This is a genomic window from Legionella drancourtii LLAP12 (assembly GCF_000162755.2).
GTDB lineage: Bacteria > Pseudomonadota > Gammaproteobacteria > Legionellales > Legionellaceae > Legionella > Legionella drancourtii.
Genome location: NZ_JH413825.1, coordinates 14,827 through 16,809 on the forward strand (window position 1 = coordinate 14,827; position 1,983 = coordinate 16,809).

Genomic DNA, 1,983 nt, shown 5'->3' on the forward strand with positions numbered 1-1,983 from the left:
CTCAATCTAGCGAAATGTCAACAGCCCCTAGTGGTTTATTTTTCGTCTCGGCGTAGGCGAAGATCCATTCAACCCTTTTTTATTTGTAAGAACAGACTATCTCATCTTTCGGCCTTGATGTATGCCCCGCTTTTATATTTAAAAATAAACCAATTTTTTTCTCAATCTAGCGAAATATCAACAGCCCCTAGTTTTTATCAAAAAACTCTCCGATACTTAATATAAATTCTTTATTAATCTGGTGATTGTAGGAATTATATATATGAGTAAAAGAGAACCCCCTGAGAGCTATCGTTCTATTTTTGAACATGCTCCTGATGGTATGTATCTGTTCAATTCTGAAGGCAATTTCATATTGGTAAATAATCATTTTTGCCAAACATTAGGATACAGTCGTGATGAGCTGCTGCAAATGAATATTCGAGATACATATCTTGAATCAGAATTAGATCTTTTGGCGGAACGTATCAAAAAATTGCATATGCAAGAAACGACTATTGTGGAACGTTCGGTAAAACGAAGAGATGGGAGTTCATTTTACGCTCAAATTAATCTTAAAATTATGGATAATGGATGTATACAAGGTATTGTTCGTGAAGAAAGGCTACAAAAAGACATATCAGAGCAATTAGATAATAATGAAGAACGATTTCGTCAAATTGCAGAGCAAATTCGAGATGTTTTTTTTCTTATTGACTTAAGCACAGGTAATTTTTTGTATATAAGTCCAGCTTATGAAAAAATCTGGAACCAACCCCTTGCCAGTCTTCTAGCAGATCCAGCTTCTTGGATGACATCTATTCATCCAGATGATCGTGAACGTATTATGCCCCTATATCAACAGCAGATGAAAACTGGAGTTGTTGATACTCGTTATCGCATCCGTCTCAAAGATGGTTCGGTGCGCTGGATTCATGTCCGAATGTTTCCTATTTATAATAAGTCTAATCAATTATATCGTAGTGCGGGAGTGGCTGAAGACATTACAGAGCAGATGCACCTTATGCAAGAGCACAGTGATTATGCATTGAATCTTCAGCGGGGGTTTAAGGAGCTCGTTGCTGCAATATCAACGGCACTTGAGCTCAGGGATGCATATACAGCTGGCCATCAGAATAAAGTCGCCTATTTAGCAAAAGCTATCGCACAAGAGTTGAATTTGTCTTCTGAGCAGATTCAATGTATAGAACTTGCTGCTCAAGTTCATGACATAGGAAAAATTGGCATCCCCTTCGAGATACTTACAAAACCTACTAAATTGAGTGAACTTGAGTTTGAATTGATTAAAACTCATTGTAAAGCTGGGTATGATATTTTAAAAGGCATCCATTTCCCCTGGCCCATCGCAGAAATTGTTTGGCAACATCATGAGCGATTAGATGGAAGCGGATATCCACGTGGACTTAAAGGTGACCAGATTACACTTGAGGCAAAAATAATAGCTGTTGCGGATACGGTAGATTCAATGTCATCTCATCGACCATATCGACCTGCGCTAGGGATAAACGCAGCCTTAGACCAAATTCAAAAATTTAGTGGCGTTCTGTTCGACCCCGAGGTAGTAAATGCATGTCAAAAATTATTTCTAGAAAAAAAAATCGACCTTTACTGGTAAACTTGAACTGAAGTAATGACCTGCCTAGAAAATACGATTGCTCATCAAGAGAAACATGGATTTAATCTTGGTTGTGTATTGCAAAAAGAAAGAGGCCTATTCCTTTTTTCTGCTAATAATAATTGGACTTTGTTTGATGAAACAATAGTATTTTTCTTGGTTATAGACAAGATATTCTGTTTATTTTTAACGCATTTGCAATGGAATTTATCTAAGTCCCCGGCTGTTTTTATTTAAAATTAATATTAATGGATAATATTTTTATGGCTATTTAATATTTATATTCTATACTTAAATTAGACAAAAAGAGCTAATAAGGGAAACCAAATTAGTATGTATAATTCTTTTGTCATGCTTTTAATTACAGG

General features: G+C 35.9%; 1 protein-coding gene. It reads left to right on the forward strand.

Annotation, left to right across the window (positions count from 1 at the left end):
• Positions 1–262: 262 nt before the first annotated feature.
• Positions 263–1,615: a PAS domain S-box protein gene (locus LDG_RS18505; protein ID WP_006871164.1), complete on the forward strand. Its 1,353-nt coding sequence runs from the start codon at positions 263–265 to the stop codon at positions 1,613–1,615.
• Positions 1,616–1,983 lie beyond the last annotated feature (368 nt).